Here is a 396-nt window from a genome sequence, read left to right as displayed (position 1 = left end):
CTTTGGAGAAAAATGTGAAAGCGCTATCTGTAGTTGAGCCGTGGGGAACAATGATTGCGAATAAAACCAAGTTGTTGGAAATCAGAACTTGGCGTCCAGAAGTGTTACCAATGCTCAATGTTGCTCTGGTCCAAAATAGCACACGGTTAACAAAAGAGGGCGATGAAGATTTGACAGGGCAGGTTGTTGCTGTTGTTGATATTGTCTCGTGTGAACCTTGGGTAAAAGAGGATTGTGAGCATTCAGGCTGTGATGAATCAGAGTTTGAGAGTGGCTGGTTGGCGTGGAAATTAAGTAATGTAAGAAAACTAGGCAACCCTGTTAAGGCCATAGCAAAACGAAAGTTCTACGATTTAGCAGATACAGAAGCAACCAAAGTCAAACTTGAACTACGAA

General features: G+C 42.4%; 1 protein-coding gene. It reads left to right on the top strand.

Going from position 1 to position 396, the window contains the following annotated elements; translation table 11 throughout:
• Window positions 1-14: 14 nt before the first annotated feature.
• A partial coding sequence (locus tag GOU96_RS18400) for a hypothetical protein (RefSeq protein WP_324702134.1) occupies window positions 15-396 on the top strand: 382 nt, incomplete at its 3' end.

Origin of the sequence: Vibrio sp. R-1 (assembly GCF_035615595.1) — a bacterium.
GTDB lineage: Bacteria > Pseudomonadota > Gammaproteobacteria > Enterobacterales > Vibrionaceae > Vibrio > Vibrio cholerae.
Note: the sequence above shows the minus strand (reverse complement) of the source record. Positions and strands in the feature narration are given on the sequence as shown.